This window comes from Photorhabdus noenieputensis, assembly GCF_018448935.1.
GTDB classification, from domain to species: Bacteria; Pseudomonadota; Gammaproteobacteria; order Enterobacterales; family Enterobacteriaceae; genus Photorhabdus; species Photorhabdus noenieputensis.
In genome coordinates this window covers 14,924-38,036 of the sequence record NZ_RCWC01000003.1, presented here as the reverse complement: position 1 = coordinate 38,036, position 23,113 = coordinate 14,924, and the positions used below count along the sequence as shown (strand labels likewise).

Annotated in this window: 25 protein-coding genes; 16 read left to right on the top strand and 9 right to left on the bottom strand. The window is 41.9% G+C overall.

What is annotated here, in order from left to right:
* Positions 1-2 precede the first annotated feature (2 nt).
* The 7 genes from EAE91_RS03665 (at position 3) to flgL (ending at position 7,278) form a co-directional block, all read left to right on the top strand.
* Positions 3-758, top strand: coding sequence for a flagellar basal body rod protein FlgF (locus tag EAE91_RS03665; protein WP_214087307.1), 756 nt, complete (start codon positions 3-5; stop codon positions 756-758).
* 23 nt (positions 759-781) lie between these two features.
* Complete coding sequence (gene flgG, locus EAE91_RS03660; RefSeq protein WP_214087306.1) at positions 782-1,564, top strand: flagellar basal-body rod protein FlgG; 783 nt, start codon at positions 782-784, stop codon at positions 1,562-1,564.
* Between the two features lie 74 nt (positions 1,565-1,638).
* On the top strand, positions 1,639-2,391 hold the full coding sequence (locus EAE91_RS03655; protein ID WP_244868649.1) for a flagellar basal body L-ring protein FlgH: 753 nt from the start codon (positions 1,639-1,641) through the stop codon (positions 2,389-2,391).
* Between the two features lie 12 nt (positions 2,392-2,403).
* Positions 2,404-3,513, top strand: coding sequence for a flagellar basal body P-ring protein FlgI (locus tag EAE91_RS03650; protein WP_214087305.1), 1,110 nt, complete (start codon positions 2,404-2,406; stop codon positions 3,511-3,513).
* Complete coding sequence (gene flgJ, locus EAE91_RS03645) at positions 3,513-4,454, top strand: flagellar assembly peptidoglycan hydrolase FlgJ (RefSeq protein ID WP_376744761.1); 942 nt, start codon at positions 3,513-3,515, stop codon at positions 4,452-4,454. The genes EAE91_RS03650 and flgJ overlap by 1 nt, the downstream gene beginning before the upstream one ends.
* Positions 4,455-4,594: 140 nt before the next feature.
* Positions 4,595-6,238 carry a flagellar hook-associated protein FlgK gene (gene flgK, locus EAE91_RS03640; protein WP_214087303.1) on the top strand — a complete coding sequence of 548 codons (1,644 nt, stop codon included), beginning with the start codon at positions 4,595-4,597 and terminating at the stop codon, positions 6,236-6,238.
* Between the two features lie 74 nt (positions 6,239-6,312).
* Complete coding sequence (flgL, locus tag EAE91_RS03635) at positions 6,313-7,278, top strand: flagellar hook-associated protein FlgL (RefSeq protein WP_214087302.1); 966 nt, start codon at positions 6,313-6,315, stop codon at positions 7,276-7,278.
* Between the two features lie 172 nt (positions 7,279-7,450).
* On the opposite strand, the gene EAE91_RS03630 is transcribed toward flgL, so the two are convergent.
* Positions 7,451-7,774 carry a hypothetical protein gene (locus EAE91_RS03630; protein ID WP_214087301.1) on the bottom strand — a complete coding sequence of 108 codons (324 nt, stop codon included), beginning with the start codon at positions 7,772-7,774 and terminating at the stop codon, positions 7,451-7,453.
* A gap of 676 nt (positions 7,775-8,450) precedes the next feature.
* Between EAE91_RS03630 and EAE91_RS03625 the strand changes: the two genes are divergently transcribed.
* From EAE91_RS03625 to EAE91_RS03585, 9 genes are all read left to right on the top strand, one after another.
* Positions 8,451-10,418 carry a type VI secretion system Vgr family protein gene (locus EAE91_RS03625; protein ID WP_214087300.1) on the top strand — a complete coding sequence of 656 codons (1,968 nt, stop codon included), beginning with the start codon at positions 8,451-8,453 and terminating at the stop codon, positions 10,416-10,418.
* The gene (locus EAE91_RS03620; RefSeq protein ID WP_214087299.1) at positions 10,418-11,344 is read left to right on the top strand and encodes a DUF4123 domain-containing protein; all 927 of its coding nucleotides are present in this window, start codon (positions 10,418-10,420) and stop codon (positions 11,342-11,344) included. Before EAE91_RS03625 ends, EAE91_RS03620 begins: the two co-directional genes overlap by 1 nt.
* Positions 11,345-11,364: 20 nt before the next feature.
* Positions 11,365-12,978: a hypothetical protein gene (locus tag EAE91_RS03615; RefSeq protein ID WP_214087298.1), complete on the top strand. Its 1,614-nt coding sequence runs from the start codon at positions 11,365-11,367 to the stop codon at positions 12,976-12,978.
* 21 nt (positions 12,979-12,999) lie between these two features.
* Positions 13,000-14,016, top strand: coding sequence for a hypothetical protein (locus EAE91_RS03610; protein WP_214087297.1), 1,017 nt, complete (start codon positions 13,000-13,002; stop codon positions 14,014-14,016).
* Between the two features lie 181 nt (positions 14,017-14,197).
* Positions 14,198-15,241: a hypothetical protein gene (locus EAE91_RS03605; RefSeq protein WP_214087296.1), complete on the top strand. Its 1,044-nt coding sequence runs from the start codon at positions 14,198-14,200 to the stop codon at positions 15,239-15,241.
* 184 nt (positions 15,242-15,425) lie between these two features.
* Entirely contained in the window at positions 15,426-16,466 is a 1,041-nt protein-coding gene (locus tag EAE91_RS03600) for a hypothetical protein (RefSeq protein ID WP_214087295.1), read from the top strand.
* On the top strand, positions 16,466-16,639 hold the full coding sequence (locus tag EAE91_RS03595) for a hypothetical protein (RefSeq protein WP_214087294.1): 174 nt from the start codon (positions 16,466-16,468) through the stop codon (positions 16,637-16,639). Before EAE91_RS03600 ends, EAE91_RS03595 begins: the two co-directional genes overlap by 1 nt.
* A 7-nt stretch (positions 16,640-16,646) precedes the next feature.
* Positions 16,647-17,690, top strand: coding sequence for a hypothetical protein (locus tag EAE91_RS03590; protein WP_214087293.1), 1,044 nt, complete (start codon positions 16,647-16,649; stop codon positions 17,688-17,690).
* 126 nt (positions 17,691-17,816) lie between these two features.
* Positions 17,817-18,086, top strand: a complete 270-nt coding sequence (locus EAE91_RS03585) for a type VI secretion system PAAR protein (RefSeq protein WP_036807468.1) — start codon at positions 17,817-17,819, stop codon at positions 18,084-18,086.
* Between the two features lie 246 nt (positions 18,087-18,332).
* On the opposite strand, the gene EAE91_RS03580 is transcribed toward EAE91_RS03585, so the two are convergent.
* The 8 genes from EAE91_RS03580 to EAE91_RS03545 all read right to left on the bottom strand — a co-directional run bounded on the left by EAE91_RS03580 (position 18,333) and on the right by EAE91_RS03545 (position 23,082).
* The gene (locus EAE91_RS03580; RefSeq protein ID WP_214087292.1) at positions 18,333-18,707 is read right to left on the bottom strand and encodes a helix-turn-helix domain-containing protein; all 375 of its coding nucleotides are present in this window, start codon (positions 18,705-18,707) and stop codon (positions 18,333-18,335) included.
* Between the two features lie 73 nt (positions 18,708-18,780).
* A complete protein-coding gene (locus tag EAE91_RS03575; RefSeq protein WP_214087291.1) occupies positions 18,781-19,191 on the bottom strand; it encodes a hypothetical protein in 411 nt (136 codons plus the stop codon).
* A 5-nt stretch (positions 19,192-19,196) separates the two neighbouring features.
* Entirely contained in the window at positions 19,197-19,733 is a 537-nt protein-coding gene (locus EAE91_RS03570; protein WP_214087290.1) for a LemA family protein, read from the bottom strand.
* A gap of 11 nt (positions 19,734-19,744) precedes the next feature.
* Positions 19,745-20,812, bottom strand: a complete 1,068-nt coding sequence (locus EAE91_RS03565) for a hypothetical protein (protein WP_214087289.1) — start codon at positions 20,810-20,812, stop codon at positions 19,745-19,747.
* 17 nt (positions 20,813-20,829) lie between these two features.
* Positions 20,830-21,387 carry a LemA family protein gene (locus tag EAE91_RS03560; RefSeq protein ID WP_214087288.1) on the bottom strand — a complete coding sequence of 186 codons (558 nt, stop codon included), beginning with the start codon at positions 21,385-21,387 and terminating at the stop codon, positions 20,830-20,832.
* 193 nt (positions 21,388-21,580) lie between these two features.
* Positions 21,581-21,901 carry a hypothetical protein gene (locus EAE91_RS03555; RefSeq protein WP_214087287.1) on the bottom strand — a complete coding sequence of 107 codons (321 nt, stop codon included), beginning with the start codon at positions 21,899-21,901 and terminating at the stop codon, positions 21,581-21,583.
* Positions 21,902-21,956: 55 nt separating this feature from the next.
* Positions 21,957-22,241, bottom strand: coding sequence for a CopG family ribbon-helix-helix protein (locus tag EAE91_RS03550; RefSeq protein WP_214087286.1), 285 nt, complete (start codon positions 22,239-22,241; stop codon positions 21,957-21,959).
* Between the two features lie 433 nt (positions 22,242-22,674).
* Positions 22,675-23,082 (bottom strand): cytidine deaminase, encoded by a 408-nt coding sequence (locus EAE91_RS03545; RefSeq protein WP_214087285.1) that lies wholly within the window; start codon positions 23,080-23,082, stop codon positions 22,675-22,677.
* Positions 23,083-23,113: the final 31 nt, after the last annotated feature.

Genomic DNA, 23,113 nt, shown 5'->3' with positions numbered 1-23,113 from the left:
TTATGGATCATGTCATTTATACCGCAATGGGCGGTGCTCGTCAGACACTAGAACATCAGGCAGTGACGGCAAATAACCTGGCTAATGCATCGACGCCGGGTTTTAAGGCGCAACTGGCTGCTTTGCGAGCGGTGCCTGTTGAAGGGGCTGCTTTTAATACCCGCACTTTGATTGTGGCTTCAACGCCGGGTTCTGACAATCGTCAGGGGCCGATGAACTATACCTCTCGTCCGTTGGATGCGGCGATTGGGCAAGGGGGATATCTGGCGGTTCAGCTTGAAGATGGTTCTGAGGCTTATACACGTAACGGCAGCATTCAGATTTCAGCGGAAGGTCAGTTAACCGTCCAAGGTAACTTGTTGATGGGGGACAACGGCCCGATCAATATTCCGCCACAGGCTGAGTTAACCCTGGCGACGGATGGTTCTATATCTGCCCTGATTCCTGGTGATCCGCCAACACAGTTGGGGCAACTTGGCAGATTAAAAATGGTGAAACCGGAGAGCGATCAGCTAGTCCGTGGTGATGATGGCCTTTTTCACATGACGGAACAGGCGCAAGAGTTACAGGGTGATGTCTTGCCAGCCAGTGATGAGGTGAAATTAATGCCCGGTGTGCTTGAAGGAAGTAACGTCAGCCCAATGGAAAGCATGGTGAGCATGATTGCCAATGCCCGCCGTTTTGAAATGCAGATGAAAGTCATCCATAGCTCAGATGAAAATGCACAACGTGCTAATCAGCTATTAGCAATGAGTTGATTTAGACACAGAGGATAAAACCGATGATCCGATCATTATGGATTGCTAAAACTGGGCTGGATGCTCAGCAAACCAATATGGATGTGATTGCCAACAACTTGGCAAACGTCAGCACCAATGGTTTTAAACGCCAGCGTGCCGTTTTTGAAGATCTACTTTACCAGAACATTCGTCAACCGGGGGCGATGTCATCGGAGCAAACCCGCCTGCCTTCTGGTTTACAGATAGGTACTGGGGTGCGCCCGGTAGCAACAGAACGTATACATAGTCAGGGAAACTTATCTGAAACTAATAACAGCCATAATGTTGCTATTAGAGGAAAGGGTTTCTTTCAGGTTCAGTTACCTGATGGTACCAGCGCCTATACCCGTGACGGTTCATTTCAGGAAGATCAAAACGGGCAGTTGACGACTGCTAACGGTTTTTTGATCTTCCCTACCATTACTATTCCTGATAATGCGACGGACCTCGCCATAAGCAGTGATGGTATTGTCAGTGTGAAAGTACAGGGGCAATCTGCATCTCAGCAAATAGGTCAATTTACCCTGACGACTTTCATCAATGAGAGTGGGTTAGAAAGTATTGGTGAAAACCTTTATGTAGAGACTAGCAGCTCTGGCGTACCGATTGAAAATACACCGGGAATCAATGGCGCAGGGTTGCTCCAGCATAAATATGTCGAAACATCTAACGTCAATATCGCGGAAGAATTGGTCAATATGATTCAGACTCAGCGTGCTTATGAAGTTAACACTAAGGCGGTGTCGACGTCTGATCAGATGCTACAAAAACTGACTCAGTTATAACCTAATCGTCAATCAGAACCGCGGGGAAACACTCAGTTTCCCCGTTATTCAGGGATAAATTAAGAGTATCGAAGATGGATACAATGGCTGTTGCCGAGACCAGCGCCGTTTGTCAGTTCCGCCATTTACGGAAAAATGTGGCGCATAAATGGCGTTGTAGTATAGCACTGGCGGTATTGTCACTAACGGGCTGTGCGTATATACCGCAAAAACCCCTGGTTGAGGGAGCAACCACCGCAGCACCTTCTGCGGCAACCGCGCCAGTCCCTAATGGCGCTATTTTTCAAGTAGTACAGCCAGTTTATTATGGTTATCAGCCGCTATTTGAAGATCGCCGACCCCGAAATATTGGCGATACCCTGACGATCACATTGCAGGAAAATGTCAGCGCCAGTAAGAACTCTTCGGCCAATGCCAGCCGTAATGGAAAAAACACGTTTTCCGCAGCACTGACTCCCCGTTTCCTGAAAGGGCTAATTGGTGGAGATAAAACCGATCTGGATATGGAAGCTGACAATACTTTTGGTGGGAAAGGCGGCGCTAATGCGAATAATACTTTCAGAGGAACGATTACCGTGACGGTCGATCAGTTACTGGCAAATGGCAATTTACATGTGGTCGGTGAAAAGCAGATTGCTATCAATCAGGGAACCGAATTTATTCGTTTCTCCGGTGTCGTTAACCCACGGACAATTAATGCTAATAATACTGTCAGCTCCAATCAGGTCGCTGATGCCCGCATTGAATATGTGGGCAATGGCTATATCAATGAAGCGCAAAACATGGGGTGGTTACAGCGTTTCTTCCTGAATGTCGCACCATTTTAACAGGGGATGGTTATGATAAAACAATTTGCTGTCAGCCTTCTTCTTGTATTGCTGACTCTGGTGACAACGACGGTATCAGCGGAACGTATTCGTGATCTCACCACGGTTCAAGGAGTACGGGAAAATGCGTTGATTGGTTATGGATTAGTGGTTGGGTTGGATGGAACCGGTGACCAGACGACTCAGACGCCATTTACCACCCAAAGTTTAAGCAACATGTTATCCCAATTGGGGATTACCGTTCCTCCGGGAACCAATATGCAGTTGAAAAACGTGGCTGCCGTGATGGTCACCGCGAAGTTACCGCCGTTTGGCCGTGCCGGGCAGAATATTGACGTAGTGGTTTCCTCACTGGGGAATGCTAAAAGCTTACGTGGTGGTACTTTGTTGATGACACCACTAAAAGGTGTGGATAATCAGGTCTATGCTCTGGCGCAGGGTAATATTTTGGTTGGTGGTGCCGGTGCCAGCGCGGGGGGAAGTAGTGTAAAAGTCAATCAGCTTGCGGGTGGTCGGATTAGTAACGGTGCAGTGATTGAACGCGAATTACCTACCCAGTTCGGTGAAAATGGCATACTGAATCTTCAATTAAATAACGAAGACTTCACACTGGCGCAGCAAATCAGCGATACCATCAATCGTATGGGTGGAACGGGAACGGCAACGCCGCTGGATGCCCGCACAGTACAATTGCGTATGCCGAGAGATAAAAGTGAGCAGGTTAAATTTCTCGCCCATGTGCAGAACCTGACTGTCCGTGTTGATGTCGGCGATGCCAAAGTGATTATCAACTCTCGCACCGGCTCTGTCGTGATGAACCGCAATGTCATGCTGGATAGCTGCGCGGTTGCTCAAGGAAATCTTTCGGTCATTGTTGATAATCCGGTGGTTGTTAGTCAGCCAAATACACCGTTAGCCGGTGGCAGTACCGTTGTTACCCGTAATCCGACAGTTGCTGTCCGTGAACAAAATGGGGCGTTGCAGCAGGTTAACGCCAGTGCAAATTTGAGCCATGTTATTCAAGCATTGAACGCATTGGGTGCGACCCCGAATGATTTAATGTCAATCTTACAGGCAATGGAAAGTGCGGGTTGTCTGCGGGCGAAGCTGGAGATCATTTGATGAGTGATTTTTTAACCCTGCCCGGTGCGGCTTATGATGTACAGTCGGTTAACACATTAAAATCCAATCTGGCAAAAGATCCACAACAGGGGCTACGGCAAGTAGCCCAACAAATGGAAGGGCTTTTTGTTCAGATGATGCTGAAAAGTATGCGTTCATCTCTGCCTAAAGATGGCATGTTGAGCAGTGAACAGACACGCCTCTATACTTCGATATACGATCAACAAATCGCGCAGAATATTGCTCAGAAGGGGTTAGGTTTTGCCGATATGATGCTCAAGCAGCTTGCTAGCGCTAAAACTACCCCTGCCGAAATGGCGGGTAAGGTACCCATGACGCTGGATAACGAAGTTTTGCAAACCTTGCCAAGGCAGGCGCTTGAACAATTTATCCGTCGAACGGTACCGAAACCCGAGACGGTGCCTAAACCGCTGCCGCTGAACAGTACGAATTTTGTCTCTACGCTCTCAGCTCCTGCCCGGATAGCTAGCCAACGCAGTGGTATTCCTCATTTGCTGATTATTGCTCAGGCCGCATTAGAATCTGGTTGGGGACAAAGAGAGATTCTGACCGCTGATGGTAAGCCAAGTCATAATCTGTTTGGCATTAAAGCGGGTAAAGGTTGGAAAGGGCCGGTAACCAATATCCTGACCACAGAATATATCGACGGTGAGCCGCAGAAAATGAAAGATAACTTCCGTGTTTATGGCTCTTACGTGGAAGCGATTGAGGATTACGTCAAATTACTGACAGAGAGTCCCCGTTACGCCAACGTTGCACGCTCTGCTACCGCTGAGCAAGGGGCTTATTCCTTACAACAGGCAGGTTATGCGACCGATCCCGGATATGCGAAAAAACTGGTCTCAGTTATTCAACAGCTAAAAGGTGCGGGAGAACAGGCGGTGAAAGCATATAGCTACGATTTGAGTAAACTATTCTGATCGCTATTTTGCTCAAGTTTTATTGAACTCAGCCGATAAATTAAAACAGTTCAGACATTGTTTTTATTTTTAGTTATCTGAAAGATTGTTTGCCGCCACCCACTAGCGGAGACATAAATAAAACGTAAAAGGATCTTCTGATGTCCAACAGTCTTATTAATACCGCGATGAGTGGCCTGCAAGCTGCTCAAATTGCTCTGGGAACCGTGGGTAATAACCTCGCGAATTCCAAAGTTCCTGGTTATAACCGGCAATCGACAGTTGTCAATCAAAACGGTGGCACGATGACGTCCGTTGGCTTTATTGGAAATGGTGTTACTGTCACCAGTATTAACCGTCAATATAATGAATTCATTAATCAACAATTGTCTGAGGCGCGGGCGAAACAAGGTGAATTAACCACTTATTCTCAGCAAATTTCCCAGATCGATAATTTGCTGGCAGACAAAGCGAATAACCTGTCAAACACCATTGATGACTTCTTTACCAGTTTACAAAATGTTGTCAGTAATGCGGAAGATGATGCAGCCAGAACGACAGCGATTGGTAAATCAAAGGGGCTGGTAAACCAGTTGCAAAGTGCGGATGCTTTCCTGCGTAAAATGGAAAATAACATTAATCGGGGAATAGCTAATTCGGCTGAGTCTATTAATACCTATGCGCAGCAAATTGCTAAACTCAATGGTGAAATTACCCGTATGAGAGGCGGTGGTAGTGCTGAGCCGAATGCATTACTGGACCAGCGTGATCAATTGGTCAATGAACTGAATAAACTGGTTGGCGTGAGTGTGATTCAGCAGGATAGCGATTCTTACAATGTCTCTTTTGCCGGGGGATTGACACTGGTTCAGGGAACAACTGCTTACCGAGTAGAAGCGATTTCATCCAATGCGGACAGCAGTCGCATTACATTAGGTTATGATCGTGGTTTTGGTGATGTTGTTGAGATTGATGAAAAATTCATTAATAAAGGGCAATTGGGCGGCACATTACGGGCGCGTAGTGAAGTGCTGGATAATTCCCGTAATCAGTTAAACCAATTAGCGTTGGTATTGGGCGATCAATTTAATCAGGTTCATCGTGCTGGTTTTGATTTAAAAGGCAAACCGGGTGAAGATTTCTTCACATTTAATAACCCGGATGTGATTGCCAATAGTAAAAATAAAGGTTCTGCTAATTTTAACGTGGAATATACAGATACCTCAGTGGTAAAAGCCAGTGATTATCATATTAGCTACGATGGGGCTAATTGGAAAATCCAGCGTGCCTCTGATAAGGCGGATATAGCTGCCAAAGTAACAGGTAATACACTGGAATTTGATGGATTAAAAATTGAAGTTGATCCAACCGATGCAAAAGAAAACGATCGATATACACTAAAAGCGGTCAATGGTGTTATTGGCAATATGGCGGTTAATATTAAAGATGCATCGCAATTGGCGGCTGCCGGTGCTAACGATGGTGGGGCGAGTGATAACGTCAATGCTAAAAAACTCATTGAATTGCAGAACAAAAAATTGGTGGAGGGGAAAGCATCATTTTCTGGTGCTTATGCTTCGATGGTCAGTACTGTTGGTAACCAGACCAGCACGGCGAATGTTGATTTAGAAACTCAGAATAATATTACTAAACAACTTTACGCTGAACAGCAATCGGTTTCCGGCGTCAACGTAGATGAAGAATATGGCGCATTACAAAACTTACAGCAATATTATCTGGCCAATGCGCAAGTTATCCAGACTGCTACAACGCTATTTAATGCTATTTTGGAACTCCGTCGCTAATAAACGTGCCATTTAATAAAAAATAGCCTGAGATATCTTAGGCATTTAGCTGAATATTTAAAAGGAATGAAATTGTGCGCGTAAGTACCAATATATTGTACGATCAGAAAATGACGAGTATCACTACTGCTCAGTCGAAATGGATGCAGCAGGGAGCACAGTTATCCAGTGGTCAGCGGGTGATAAATCCATCCGATGATCCGATGGCGGCATCTCAGGGTGTCATGGTTGCTCAAGCTGAAGCTCAGAACCAGCAATATATAACAGCTCGCTCGTTTGCTAAGAACGCGATTTCCATGCAATTGAGTGTGGTATCCAAAGCTGTCGGTGTGGTTCAAGATATTCATGAAAGTTTGGTAGCCACAGTAAACGGTGTATTGAGTGACGAAGATCGTAACTCGTTGGCTATTCAACTGACAGGGTTTAAAGAACAACTAGTGAATTTGGGTAACACCACCGATGGTAATGGCCGCTATATTTTTGCTGGTTATAAAACGGATGTGAAGCCTTTTGATGAGAGTACAAGCGGTACAGTTAGCTATCGAGGTGGCTCTGAGGAAATGACTCAGAAAGTGGATAGCAACCGCTCTATGATTATTGGACATACCGGGGCGCAGGTCTTTCTTTCGTCTACCAGTAATCCGATAAAAGAGCCGGATGGCAAATCGAGTGAATCTGATATATTTAAAACCATAGACATGGCGATTCAGTCATTGAAAACACCATTTACCGAAGCAGATCAAAAGAGTCGTGATGATGCGCTGGAATTGTTGAATAAAGCTAACCGCGGCGCTCGCAACGCGTTGAATAATATCTCTTCGGTGGAATCGGTATTGGGTTTACAACTGAGAGAAATAGAAGACTTAGATAGCTTGGGGGCAGAACGCAGCCTGGCGAATAAAAGCCGTTTGAGTCAACTGGTTGACGTAGAATGGAACTCAGCGATTTCGAATTATTATCAACAACAAGCTGTACTTCAAGCATCGTATAAGACATTTGCTGATATGAAAGGCATGTCGTTGTTTGAGATATTTCGTTAATTCGGTTTTCCTTATTTATATTAATCGCTGGTTTTCAGACCAGCGATTTTCTCAATTAAATATCCTGCATAATTATTTATTATTTAAATAATCCTGTTCTCTGTTCTCCGTTTTTTCGCAGTTAAATATATACTGAAATAAAAAATCATATTAAAAAATATATTGTTGAAGCTTAAAGTGCCGGATGTGGACTTGGGTAGAAATCAGTAATTTCAACTTCTGCGTGTAGGTAATTATTGAGATTAATAACTTCCACTTTATAGAAATAAACCGGGTTTGGCAGTTTTTGGACAAACTTAGTTTCACCGGGTAAAATATCGATAAAAGCATACTGATTATAACTTCCGAATGGAGGTGACCAGTAATTTATTGCCCTAATAGTTGCTGGGCCATTGTTTTTTATATTAAAACTAGGGTAGCGAATAGTGGGCATAATTATACTTCCACCAGTATAAACCTCATAGGTTTGATTAGAGTTTATATATATCAGTCTCATTTTATTGTTTCCTTATCATGACGATTATTATTTTACATATAGTACAGATAATCTTATTTGCGAAATTTAACTTAACACTTTCCCATGACAGTTAAATATTGAAATTTATCAGTGATGTAAAAGGAATAATATAAATGAATTTATTGTATTTGAATGCTAATTTAATAAGCATATACCCAATGGATTTCAAGATGCATCGCGACGGCAAGGGAGCGAATCCCCGGGAGCATAGATAACGATGTGACCGGGGTTAGAAAGTGCAGCCAACAAAGAGGCAACTTGAAAGATGACGGGTATAAAAGAAAAGGCATATCGTTTGAGCTATTACGTTAATTCGGTTTGCTCTTTCATTTGCATTTCTGATTCGGGCCAGCGATTTTGATAAATCAAATCATTATGATTCATTTTAACGTAACTCATTCAACATATTAAAATTTCCCACCAAAACCCGCCTTTTTGATTAGAATAAAATGTCGTTATTTCAAAAAAATAAGTTGATTATTTCTTCCATCTTCTACTCTCCCGTTCATATGTTGAACAGAGAAAAGTTTGGTTAGTGAATCTACCGGTGAATATATTCGGTAATCATTTAAGTAAAAGAGGGTGGAATTATGGTTGTTTTACATGATCTGTTTAACTTCCTGAGTCTCGACCTCCTGCTATCAGGAGGAATGTCATGACAGATTCAGGGCTGGTTTTTACACTTACTGCGGGCTCTCTCCCGGAGAAAACTTTTGCTGTGGTGGAGTTTACTCTAGATGAAGCGTTGTCAGAGTTATTTTGTCTGGAGGCGATATTAACCAGTGCTGATCCGGATATTAATTTCGCTGATGTTCTGGATAATTTTGCGACACTGACCGTTTATCGTGATGGAAAACCCGAGCGCAGTATAACTGGGATTGTGACTCAATTTGAACAAAGTACGACAGGTCGTCATCGCAGTTATTATGCCTTGACCATTCAACCTGCTTTATGGCGTGCGGGATTACGAGTTAATTCCCGTATTTTTCAGCATCAATCTGTGGCTGAAATTATTGACATATTATTGAAAGAAAATGGCGTTAGAAACTTCTATTGCCAATTGCGTTATGAACATCCTGAACGGGAATTTTGTGTGCAATATGATGAGAGTGATCTGGCGTTTCTCCATCGTTTATTGGCTGATGAAGGGATGTTTTATTATTTCGATTTCACTGAGGAGCGGGGTGAACCGATAATTATTTTCATTGATTCTCATCGGATAAATAACAAATTTTCATTGCCCTATCACCCAGAATTGGATGCTACAGGAAGCCAATGCAGCATCAATCGATTCTGCTGGCGTGAACAGGTCGGGATTGCCAACATTGTGTTGAAGGATCGTACTTTTAAAAATCCGCTGTGGGGGGCTGACTGTTACTATCACGAACGCCAAATTAATCACCAGCGTTCAGATTTACCCAGTTACACTTACTATGATTTTCCCGGGCGCTTTAAAGATGAGTATGGCGAGCGCCTGAGTCAATATCGTCTGGAAGCACTCCGCACTGACGCTATGTTTGGCCGTGCACAAAGTGACTGTTTTGCTCTGGCACCGGCATCAGGGTTTACGCTTACTGATCATCCGAAAGAGCAATTTAATACCCTGTGGCTGGTCATTAAAATCAGCCATTACGGTAGACAGCCGCAGGCGGATGAATCCCGTTTCGGTGAAATGGGGACGACCTTAACGAACAGCTTCACCTTTGGCGATCGCAACCGGGTATGGCGCCCCTCGCCTTATCCCAAACCGCGCATTGACGGCCTGCAAATTGCGACAGTGGTTGGCCCGGAGGGGGAAGAGATCTTCTGTGATGAATACGGGCGTGTGCGGGTGCAGTTTGCCTGGGATCTCTATGGCGAATTCAATGACCACAGTTCTTGTTGGATCAGAGTCAGTCAGGCTTGGGCTGGTAATCGCTGGGGCATGATTGCTATCCCCCGAGTGGGGCAGGAAGTGCTGGTGGATTTTCTGCATGGCGATCCAGATCAGCCAATTATTATTGGGCGTACCTATCATGCCACTAACGTTGTGCCTAACCGCCTGCCGATGGCAAAAACCCAAATGTCAATTCGTTCAAAAACCCATAAAGGGGATGGTTTTAATGAATTGAGATTTGAAGATGAAAAAGATCGGGAAGAGGTATTTATTCATGCTCAGAAGAATCTGGCGATTAAGGTGCTTAATTCCCGGGATGAGCGAATTAATTACAACCGTACAACCAGCATTGGCCATGATGACGAACTGGTGATTGCCAATAACCGTAAAGTCACTGTTGATGGGCAACAGGAACATAAAACCATCGGGAACTATGTTGTTCAGGTTGAGGGTGACAAAACTTTGCAGGCCGGCGGCAATGTGGCACAGAAAATTCAGGGTATGCTCAGTATCGATACCAATGGTGATATTACGGTGCAGGGTGGCAACAAAATCAGTCTGAAAGTAGGTAATAGCTTTATCGTTATTCATGCTGATGGTGTCGATATCAAAGGTCCATCTATTAATCTGAACTCTGGGGGAAGTCCCGGGGATTTATTGCGTCCGGCGAATCCGGTCATTTTGCAAGCTGCCGCCAGTGTCGGTTCCTTGTTTGTTGCACACTGTCCGAAGGAGGATAACGACTGATGGCCGCTGAAAAATATTATGTCGTCATTGACGGTGCGATTGAATACCGATTGTTTTTTATCTTGGAAAATTTTAATCCCCCTGCGGTTTGTCTTTATGACGAATCTTTATCACCTGAACTGCTTAAGGTGGCACCTTACTTGGTGGAGGTGACAGAAAAAGTCGGACTTTATTTGGAGGAATGGCAAACATGCTGGGGAATTTGTCTTCACTCAAAAGCGGATATGAAAACATTGCGTCAGCATTTACGCAAATATCTGCAAGTATTATTACCCGATCAAGATAAACCGGTATTTTTCCGGTTTTATGATCCGCGTAATATCTGGGAGTTTCTCAGTGTCCTCAGTGACTGGGAAATTCACTGTTTCATGGGGCCGATAAATAAAATTAGCACTTCTCTGATGGGTGTTAAGCATGAGGATAATTTTCACGTGGTCAGAAAACAATTTCCCGCGGAGGCTGGCTCCAGACAAAAGATGTTGCGGATCACAACAAAGCAATATGCTCAGTTAAATGAGCTATTCGAACAACGATATATTAATAAACTGACGCGATTTATTAATGAAGTCAATTACCATAATGGTGCCGGTACCATAGATCTGCCATACGATACCCTGTCGGCACATTCAGACCGGGTATTGAAAAACACGCTCCCTGATACACATTATTCTCCCGCCTATATGGATGAGGAGACATTTATTCAACATAAAACCTTAGCGGAGGATTGTTTTTATTTTTGTCGTGATAATGAAATCACTGATGAACGCGCCATTGGCGGGTTTCTCTATTTACTGATGGCGAGACATATCAATCAGTTTGAGCAAATCCCGCAGGCATGGTTAACCGCGCTCAGAGACCCCCAGTGGCCGGGTTATTATCGGATGGAAACATTATTAAAAAGCGAATTGGGTTTTATCCCCGATTAGGTAATTAAAAGGTAATTGATATGGTAGAGCAAACTATTTCATCCCGCGCTGGTGTTGCTTGCATGACATGCGACAACCCAGACCCCTGTATTTATAAAATCAGCGTCACTTTTGGTCAGAATACGCAGGTATGGCCTGAAAAACCGGCAATTAAGATGAGCCTGATTGATGATGGAAAAGGTCAAAAAGGGACGATACAGATTGAAGGTAAATGTAATAACACGGCTAAACATCATGCGGTGCTAACGGGGGGGCAGAAAGAGAAAACGCTAGAATTTAATGCGCCACAGGAGGTGACATTATTTTATAAAGATCAGCTAAAAGACGCTGAGATTGAAAGTGACCTGGAAAGTGTCTGGTTTTATTTATCTAATCTTGCTAATCCGACAGATATGTACAGTGAACCGCGTTATTATAAGTTAATAACCCAGGGTTGCCTGGATAATCAACAGTACGCGACGATAGCGGTTTACCCGTCGGTCAGTTTTATGGTTTCGGTTGGGTTGAGCTTTGATTTTTCCCACGGAGAACGTTCTGTAAAGGAGCGGCGTGATGAACAGAAAAAAGCGCGTCAGGCGATGGAAAATGTCAAGCCTAAAAATGGCAATAAACTGCGCAGTGGGTGGACAACCCATACGGACCCATTTTATCTGACCCGACAGACGGCGATTAACGTCGAATACGCTTTAACGGTTCAGGATATGGATTACTCGGCGAAGTTTGCGGAAGTTAATCAGGTGAGGAAAACCCTGCCCAATTTAGAGGCTATCAATCGAGTGGAAAAGCTACTGGGTTATACCAAGGAATACCTGGCACCCGATCCGGATTCAAAAGGCACCCGCAGCTACCAACTGCTTGAGCTCAAAGTGGACCCCATCAATATTGGACTGGCTTATGCTTATGACCGAACCACTTCGATGGATGACCGTACCCATTTTTTAGGTTTCAGCGCCGCGCCTTTTATGGGGATGACGGCAAAATTGGATCTCATTCAAATGGGGGCGGCGTATTGCAAGATAGAGAAGGTGGCAGCCAAATTCAGGAAGGCGCTGGCTCGCAGGAATTCAAATGATAAAAAATATTTAGATCTGGAATGTTGCATTATTTTGACATGCAATTTGTCCTTTCAATTGGGTGCCGCTTATAAACAAAAGCAGTGGACTTTTGACGCCGGTGATAAGAATGATTTGAAATTGAGTCTGGTAGGAAAAGTGAATGTCGCCTTTAAGACCCATATTATGATAATGGAAGTTGCAATAGGAGCGGGTGTGGCTGTAAAAACAGCGGCGGGTTTTGAACTTGATCAGCATGATAAAGGGATCGATCTGGCTGGCTACCATAATGGGATTGTTGCTGAGATTCAGGTAGCTGCTGATGCAAAGACAAAGAATAAAGAAATGGATAGTACAAAAAGTTTATTTGAAATCAAAAAGAAGTGGAAATGGGTTATTGCCGATCCATTAAAAGCCAAAGAATCCCCGTTAAGAATTAATCTGATAGGAGAAGAACGGTCTGTGGTTCGCCCCGAGATTGTTCCAGGTGCTGAAACAGCGTCATGGGAAATGGGTTATGACTCTAACTTTAAGCCTAAGATGGATAATATCCCATTTATTACCGGATTCCCAAGAATGTAAAGAGGCATGAAAGGATAAAAAATGAAATTAAAATTGTTATTACTATGGTTAGGAGTGATTGCTATGTCTGATGCTAACGCAAGTGAACCGCAGTTGTATATCCGCAGTTTATTCGATATTCAATATGCCTTTTGTGATATTAAAACCAATGGCGTAACGGGAATGGATAACCGTGATTCGGCTCGGGAAGGTCGGGGATTTGGTACCGGCAGTACAGCATCTATGCTATTCATGACTAATGGTGAAAATGAAATCAGCTTGGAGTTTGGTGCTTTGGATTGGTTTTCTCCAAGTGAAATGTCAGATAAAACTCGTAATCACTTTGACCCTGAAGCTAAATGCACGCTGGAACTGATGGCTATGCGTGGTAAAAAAAGTGAAGTATTGACGGCAATTGAAGTGGCAATTGATAAAAATGGTCAGCCAGTGGCAACAACACCCGCGAATGAAGCTAAATATGCTGCTATTAGTACACCAGTGGTACGTCATGTGATACAAGCAGAAAAGGTAGAGGCTGGGCATAAAGATAAAAAATTCTTTAATAGCCGGAAATTTCCACCTAATATGACCTTATACCGATTTAGCCGAAATGTAAAAATCAGTGGCTTACCTGAATGGGAGTGGATAAAGGCAACACTTTATACGGATACCCCAGAACAGCGCCAGCAATTGCAACAGGCTTATATGGCGGTCTGGCAGGCTTATAACGCCAAAGATGTGAATACTATACGGGTACAACAAAAAGCATCTCTCAAAGCTTGGGCTTGGGCTACTAATGAAAGCGAAGAGAGTATTTTCGCTGATCAATCTGTTTACAGTGATATCAACGAAAAAGGTTTCAAAATGAGACCAATTAATTGGAACGACTACACTGTTAAAATAATGAACCAAGGAAGAATGGTCAGATTGGTGAATAAATCAGATCCAGAAAGTTCCCCAATATCCTATTATTATGTTGATGAAGATGGCGATACGGTTTTAGCGACTGTTGCGCCGATTTTCTCATTAATTAATGGCCGTTTTGTTCAGGTAATTTAATGGGTAGCAATATCGGGTTATTTGACCCGATATTTTTTCTGGATGGGAAATGCAATAAAAGTAGGTGATACCGATACAGCATTTGGTGATTGTAAAACGGCATTGGGATTGTGGGTTTGGTTAATATTAAAGTTGAATAATATTCCACTTATCACCGGATTACCCGGAATGTGAGGATAAAATGAAATTAAAATGGTTATTGCTATTATTAGGCGTGATTACTATGTCAGGTTTAGGCGTGATGGTAATGCAAGGTGCTAATGCAAATGAACCGAGGTTGTATATTCGTAGCTTATTCGATATCCAATATGCCTTTTGTGATATTAAAACCAATGGCGTAACGGGAATGGATAATCGAAACTCAGCCCGGCGAGGTCGGGGATTTGGTACTGCCAGTACGGCTTCCATGTTATTTATGACAAACGGTGAAAATGAAATCAGTCTAGAATTTGGCGCACTAGGTTGGTTTTCCCCGGATAAGATATCAGATGAAACCCGCAACCACTTTAACCCTGAGGCCAAATGCACGCTGGAACTGACGGCTATGCGTGGTAAAAAAAGTGAAGTATTGACGGCAATTGAAGTGGCAATTGATAAAAATGGTCAGCCTGTAGCAATAACACCTGCAAATGAAGCGAAATATGCTGCTATTAGTACATCAGTGGTACGTCATACGATTCAGGCAGAAAACGTAGAGGCTGGACATGAAGATAAAGATTATTTTAATATCCGACAATTTCCACCTGATATGACTTTATATCGGTTTAGCCGAAATGTAAAAATCAGTGGCTTACCTGATTGGGAATGGGAGAAAGCAACCCCTTATACCGATACTCCAGAGCAACGTCGGCAATTACAACAAGCTTATGTAGCGGTCTGGCAGGCTTATAACGCTAAGGATTTGAATACACTCCGTGATCAACAAAAAGTTGCGCTCAAAGCTTGGGCTTGGGCTTCTGGTGAAACTGAAGAGAGTGTTTTTGCTGATCAGTCTGTTTACCATAATATCAAAATAAAAAGTTTCAAAATGAAGCCAATTAATTGGGATGACTACAGAGTGAAAATAATGAATCAGGGAAGAATGGTCAGGTTGGTGAATAAATCAGACCCAGAAAGTTCCCCAATATCTTACTATTACGTTGATGAGGAAGATGGAGATACGATTTTAGCGACTGTTGCGCCGATTTTCTCATTAATTAATGGCCGTTTTGTTCAGGTAATTTAATGGATAGCCAATATCGGGTTATTTGACCCGATATTTTTCCTAAGGATGGGAAATGCAATAAAAGTCGGTGATATCGATATAGCATTTGGTGATTGTAAAACGACATTGGGATTGTAGGTTTGGTTAATATTAAAGTTGAATAATATTCCACTTATCACCGGGTTACCCGGAATGTGAGGATAAAATGAGGTTAAAATGGTTATTGCTATTATTAGGCGTGATTACTATGTCAGGTTTAGGCGTGATGGTAATGCAAGGTGCTAATGCAAATGAACCGAGGTTGTATATTCGCAGTTTATTCGATATTCAGTATGCCTTTTGTGATATTAAAACCAATGGAGTAACGGGAATGGATAATAGAGATTCAGCCCGGGAAGGTCGGGGATTTGGTACCGCCAGTACAGCTTCCATGCTATTAATGGCAAATGGTGAAAATGAAATCAGTCTGGAGTTCGGGGCACTAGGCTGGTTTTCTCGGGATACTTTGTCAGATAAAGTCCGCAGCCATTTCAATCTTGAAGCGAAGTGCAAGTTAGAACTGACAGCCATGCTCGGTAAAAAGAGTGAGGTACTGACGGCTATTGAAGTAGAGGTGGATAAAAATGGTCAACCCGTAGCAACGGTATCTGCGGATGAACCTAAATATGCCGCTATTAGTACACCAGTTGTACTTCGTGTGGTACAAGCAGACAGTATAGAAGCTGGACATAAAGACGAAAACTATTTTGATATTCGAACATTTCCACCCAATATGATCTTATACCGGTTTAGTCGTAATGTGAAAATCAATGGGTTACCTGAATGGGAATGGACGAAGGCAACACCTTATACGGATACACCTGAACAGCGCCAGCAATTGCAACAGGCTTATATGGCTGTTTGGCAGGCTTATAATGTAAAAGATGTGAATACTATCCGTCATCAACAAAAAATCGCTCTCAAAGCCTGGGCTAGGGCTACTAATGAAAGTGAAGGGAATATCTTTGCTGACAAAGATTTTCATAATGATTTCAAAGAAAAAAGTTTCAAAATGAAACCGATTAATTGGAATGACTACCGGGTTCAGATAATGAATCAGGGTAGAATGGTCAGACTGGTGAATAAATCAGACCCGGGGAGTTCCCCAATATCTTATTACGTTAATGATGAAGATGGTGATACGGTTCTAGTTACCATTGCACCAATCTTTTCATTGATTAACGGTCGTTTTGTACAGGTGATTTAATGGTAGCAATATCGGGTTATTTGACCCGATATTTTTACTTGATGGGAAATGCAATAAAAGTCGGTGATATCGATATAGCATTTAGTGATTGTAAAACGACATTGGGATTGTGGGTTTGGTTAATATTAAAGTTGAATAATATTCCACTTATCACCGGATTACCCGGAATGTGAGGATAAAATGAAATTAAAATGGTTATTGCTATTATTAGGCGTGATTACTATGTCAGGTTTAGGCGTGATGGTAATGCAAGGTGCTAATGCAAATGAACCGAGGTTGTATATTCGTAGCTTATTCGATATCCAATATGCCTTTTGTGATATTAAAACCAATGGAGTAACCGGGTTTAGTAACCGTAATTCAGCCTTGGAAGGGCGAGGATTTGGTAGCTCCAGTACAGCTTCTATGCTATTAATGGCAAATGGTGAAAATGAAGTCAGTCTGGAGTTTGGTGCTCTGGGTTGGTTTTCCTCAGATGCGTTATCAGATAAAGACCGCAATCATTTTAACCCTGAGGCCAAATGTACGCTGGAACTGACGGCTATGCGTGGTAAAAAAAGTGAAGTATTGACGGCAATTGAAGTGGCAATTGATAAAAATGGTCAGCCTGTGGCAACAACACCCGCGAATGAAGCGAAATATGCTGCTATTAGCACACCGGTAGTGCGCCATGTGGTACAGGCTCAAAATATAGAAGATGGGCATGTAGAGAAAAAGTATTTTAATCCGAAAGAATTTCCTCCTAATATGACCTTGTACCGATTTAGCCGTAGTGTAAGAATCAGTGGCTTACCTGATTGGGAATGGGTGAAAGCAACCCCTTACACGGATACACTTGAACAGCGTCAGCAATTGCAACAGGCTTATATGGCGGTCTGGCAGGCTTATAATGCCAAAGATATAAATACTCTTATGGAACAACAAAAAGTTGCGCTCAAAGCTTGGGCTTGGGCTACTAATGAAAGTGAAGAGAGTATTTTTGCTGATCAATCTGCTTACAGTGATATCAACGAAAAAGGTTTCAAAATGAAGCCAATTAATTGGGATGACTATACCGTTAAAATAATGAATCAGGGCAGAATGGTCAGATTGGTGAATAAATCAGATCCAGAAAATTCCCCAATATCCTACTATTACGTTGATGAGGAAGATGGAGAAACAGTTTTGGCTACCGTCGCACCGATCTTTTCATTAATTAATGGCCGTTTTGTTCAGGTAATTTAATGGATAACAATATCGGGTTATTTGACCCGATATTTTTACTTGATGGGAACAGAAAAAGAAAGCTATTATCGGTTACGCAAGATAAAGACTAATTATGTTAATTCTGCCAGATATGGAGGAAGAAATATGGGTAATGCGGTAAAGATTGGTGATATTGGTACAGCGCATGATGATTGTGGAGCGACATCGGTTATTTCGGGATCGACCAGTGTAAAAGTTGACGGTATTCCTTTAGCTCGTCAGGGCGATAGCTTGGCGTCACATTCATCTCATTCACGCATAATTGCTGGTGGTTCCAGTACCGTTTTTGTTGATGGTAAACCTGCGGCGAGAACCGGTGACGCAGTGAGTTGTGGTGGAGTTGTGATTGGTGGTGGTAGCGTTAATATTGGTTAAGGAAAAAACATGTTCTCAGTTAATATGCGCAGCGCCGTTTGTGATTGTAAAACCCCGGACCCTTATATTCACAAAATTAGTGTTAAAAGTCGGGAAATGGGTTTTTCATTATAACCAGATTGAATCGATAGGGGATATTTGAGTGGTTGATAAAGCGGGTGGTATACCGGCAGCAATTTCATTGGTGGGAAAACAGCAGGGTGAGATCTCAGCCTGGTCGTATTGGTAACTTTTTACTAACTTTAATCAGTCGAGCACTAGTTGACTTATTCGGCAATCATATAAATCCGCTAATTTTTCAATCGTTGCTTTGCGTGGGCGATCTGATTTCTCAAACTGAGAAACGGCAGCTTGTTTTATACCCAATTTTTCCGCTACCTCAGTTTGTGATAGTCCACGATAAATGCGCCAAGCGGCTTGTAGTGAAACTTCATCGTCTACCATGATAGAAACGACTTCATGAGGAATAGTTTCATCGTCATTTGGTCCCGTTGTATAGGGAATAATTTGATAATTTTCATCATGATCCGCAGCTGCCAACAGTCTTTCGTACTCGTCCATTGGTAAAATAACGGCTTGTTTTTTGCCATGCTCGTCTGTAATAAATTGAATACTAGCCATATTCTTTTGCTCCGTATGTTTACGTAGTTACGTAGCCCTTAGAGGTATCTTGAAATCCATAGAGTATATATGTTTATTTCCTCTGCTTTCTTTTCTTTTTCTTGGTATTATTTTTTCTTTCTATTTTCGAATGTCTCTGGCGCATGGCGTCATCCTGTTCAGCCAGTTTAAACACGGCTTCTTTATTAATAAACCAAAAAGACAAACAGGCCGTTTGGGCAATAATCAAGCTCCAGAACAGGCGGATAATATCGTTTGTAAAGATTAAATAAATGACCACGACACAGAGTAAATTAACAAAAGCAGAGGTTAATAGACTGATAACCAGTGTCTGAATAACCTGGCTAATTCCCGGTATTCGAGCAAAGGGAAGTAGGCATAACATTGCACCCACAGGGCCGAAAACCGCCGTGACGATTAAAATACCCGGATTACCACGGATGGCATCAACAAATCCGAATAAATCAAATGGAATGGTAAACATGGGTTTTATCCTTGTATGGGGTTCAGCATTGGGCTAGGTTTATATCTTAATATCCGGGCGAAAATGATATTGGGAAACTGCCGGAGCCCGGTATTGTAAAGAGCAACACTTTCATTAAAGAATTCACGTCTGTCTGCAATCTGATTTTCCAGCAGAGTGATCTGCGCTTGCAAATATTGAAAAGATGGCTGACTAATTAGGGCCGGGTAGTTTTTTGCAAGTATCAGAAATGACAACAACTGATGTGCTAATGTATTACCTATTTTCACCTTTTCATCGGTTATTTTTGCACTGGGGTAGTTTTTCCTGACTTCTGATAGTTGCAGAAAGAGCGATTTTTCATGGGCCATTGCTTGTTCTGTTATCGTGATAAGTTGTGGAATTAAATCAACCTGTTTTTTCAGTAAAATATCAATATTAGCAAACGCTTTATCCCGGTATTTTTTTAACATAATGATTTTATTAAAAACGCCTACGAGATAACGAACCGCAATAATCAGGATGACGGCCAGAATAATAAAAGCGAGAAGATATCCACCCATTGCTGTTATCTCTAAAATAGCCATTTCAGTAATGGAGATTCACGATAAAAAACCGTTAAATGATGAGACTGATATTCATAAGGAACGGTCATAATAAAGGCAATCAGGATTGCCGCACTAATGACGGTAATTGCAAGATTACGGCGCATTGGCGCAACTTCATTCCAGGCACCCAAATATCCCTTAGAGGCAATTCCCAGTAATCTGTGAGGAGCAGCCTGAGTAATAACAACTTGATCGTCTTTTTCAATAGCTGTACCAATAATTAAATACTCTTCATTTGGAAATAACAAATACTCTTGGTAAGAAACGGAATTGGTTTCATAATTCTGATAGGAAGAAAAATTCACAAATGTCAACGTTTCTGGTGTTGCATCAATACGGACTGATCCTGAATCATCGGTTAAAGTGAACTGACGGATTTTTTCTTCCGAATGACGCAAAGAATAACGTTTATCGCCTTCTGAATCTTCGCTGATATCATATTCATAATAACGATAGCCATAGCATAGCTTTCTGCTCAGAGGGCTTTTAAAGTGAGTTCCTGCTGTTATTTTTCCTTCTACTTCTACCAAGCCCATAGCGATTGAACGGATTTTTGATGTGGGCAAAATTTGCTGAAATTTAAGGAATTTTTTTTCCGGTGTTGTTTTCAGACGGTTATAGATAAATAGTAAGAAAAATAAGCCAAATAAGGCATTGGGTGAAACAAAAAAAGCAATCAGAAAAATGGCAATAGCCGTTGAGCCTAAAATCGCCTGCCAAGTTGCCTTGCTGGCAGATTTACCGGACTGTCGTGCTTGTCTATAATACTCTACCGCATTTTTCCCAAACGAAGTGACGTTTATTAAAGTCGCTATGGCAAGGATAAGAAGAAGGATACCAAAGAATATATAGAAAAAATGTTTGAAAGGATAATCGAAATAAAAAATCGTGCTGGTGATGATCAATCCGATTAAAAGAACGGAAAGCCAGTGAAGGCGTTTAAATCCCACGACTTCTTTTAAAAGAAGGTTGATCATGAAGATTAATACACAGGAAAAAACAAAAATAAAAGTAAAAAATATCATAGTCATCATAAGGTTTACCATCTGATTTATTTAAACTTGATACCGTCATAGGCTTTTTCTTCCTGACTGATTTCTAACAAAGGCAGCCTCTGATAATGAAACATGCGGGCAAAAATCAGATCAGGGAATAGATAAATCGCCGTATTATACTCCGTTACCGCATCATTAAACATTTCGCGGCGATGAGCAATTTTATTTTCTAGATCCGTCACCGATGTCTGCAATTGTGAAAATTGGGAACCTGAAATCAGTGTCGGATAGTTTTCAGCTACGGCCAGTACAGATCGGAATGCATTGTTCATTTCATTGGAGGCTTTGATTTTATCCGTGAGGGTATTGGCATTAAGATATCCCTGCCGTGCATCACTTAACCGAGTAAAAATATCACGTTCATGTTCCATAGACTTTTCCAGCACGGTTACAAGCTGCGGGATCTGTTCTGCGCGCTGTTTTAAAATAATATCGATATTGGCAAATGTATTGCTTGTCTGCTCTTTCAGAGCAACCAGGCGGTTATAAATAGTGATCCCCCAGCCGATAAGTCCTACCGTGATGAGAGAGGTAATAATAGCGGTTATTGTCATCTTTTTCTCCACGAAAATCCGGTTATATTTACTATACTGGTTATATTTACTATATAAGTCATGCCCTCCCTGCTGACTGGGGTAGCACCGTAGCACCAGGGAAAGATTCCGCTTTGTTTAACCTGTCATAATCATTTAAAAATGAGAATACAGAAGTATTAAGCATACTATATCGAGGACAGATTTATACCCGTTATCTTTCAAGTTTTTCTGCAACTTCTGATTGTGACAAGTCGCGATAAATACGCCAAGCAGCAATGATATTAATTTGTTGCTCAACCATGATCCCAACTACTTCATGTGGGATAGTTTCTTCATCATTTTCACCTACTTCATATGATACTAATACATAATCTTCATCACGATAAGATAGGGCTAGTAGACGTTCATACTCCGCGATAGGCAGAATTACTGATTGCCGCGCACCGTTTTCATCAGTAATAAAGTTGATTTTGGGCATGGAATTTACTCCGGTTAAATTTCCCTTGCCGTCGCGATGCATTTTGAAATCCATAAGGTATATATTTCCTCACGGTCTTGAATGGCTTCTGGCGTCCAAAATAATTGCATTACTTGGCCTCAAAACGGCGAAGTGTGGCTTTGCGGCGGGCTAAAAATTTAGCCTCAACTTGGTCGGCTGGCACTAGACTTCCTGCATCGGCAGAAGCTTGGCCTATTTCTATTTGCCTGCGGAGCCAAGCATCATGAACGCTCGCTTCTTGTTGCTGACGCACGAAATCGCGCATGAAGCCACGTAGTAGCTGTGCGCCTTTGCGATCGAGTGATTTCGCTGCCGCTGTAAAGTCATTTTTCAGGGCATCATCAACCCTAAAGGTAAAAGTAGTTTCGCTCATAGCTAATGATTCCATCGTAATGTGTTACAAAGTAAGTACAGTGTAGGACTTAAATGGGTAGAATATTACCAGAAGGACGGTAAAATATAATATTTAGATAAAATTAAATCCGAATAGTGTCACCTATTGTAAAAAATTTATTATTGCCTCTTATTTATTCTCATAAATAATATTGTGAATTATTTATTTAAAATATCTTTAATAAGTAAAATGATATATTGATAAGTCTTAGTTAAGTTAATAAATGAAGATGATAATGATTGCTTTTAATTATAGTTTGTTAAAGTTTTAAGTTAATGTGTCTTGATGATTAAATTATTGTTATAGGAGGGTTCAACTAATAATTTCATTTAATATAACCAAGTATTAACCACTGGAAATAGTTAATACTTGGCAATAAAATAAGTAACCAAGTTAAAATAAAGCACATATATTAGAGTTTTTCGCCATTAACGGCCGACCAATGATAAGGTTGCAATTCACGAATGGTTTTAAATAACAGCTCGTTTTTCTCATTAGTCACCGCCGCTTTTACGGAGCCTCCCCAATGAACCAGACGTTCCCGACATATTCCACAGGGTGACAAAATGATATATTCACAACCGGCATCTTCACGGTAGAGACATATAGAGTGCGTTACCGCTTCATTCAGTTTATGAGCCTCCAAATAAGCGCCAACTTCCATACAAAGGGATAATGCGTCATTTTTGGTATCAGGGGCAATGCTGGTTAAGATCTTGCCCGATTCTGTTCGTACTGCGGCAGCGCCACCCCATCCCTTTGGGTATCGTTTTTCAATTAAGTTAACTGCGGCATGATATAACTCTTGCTCTATATTCATTAATTTATTGCTCCTATCTCGTTAGTCTATT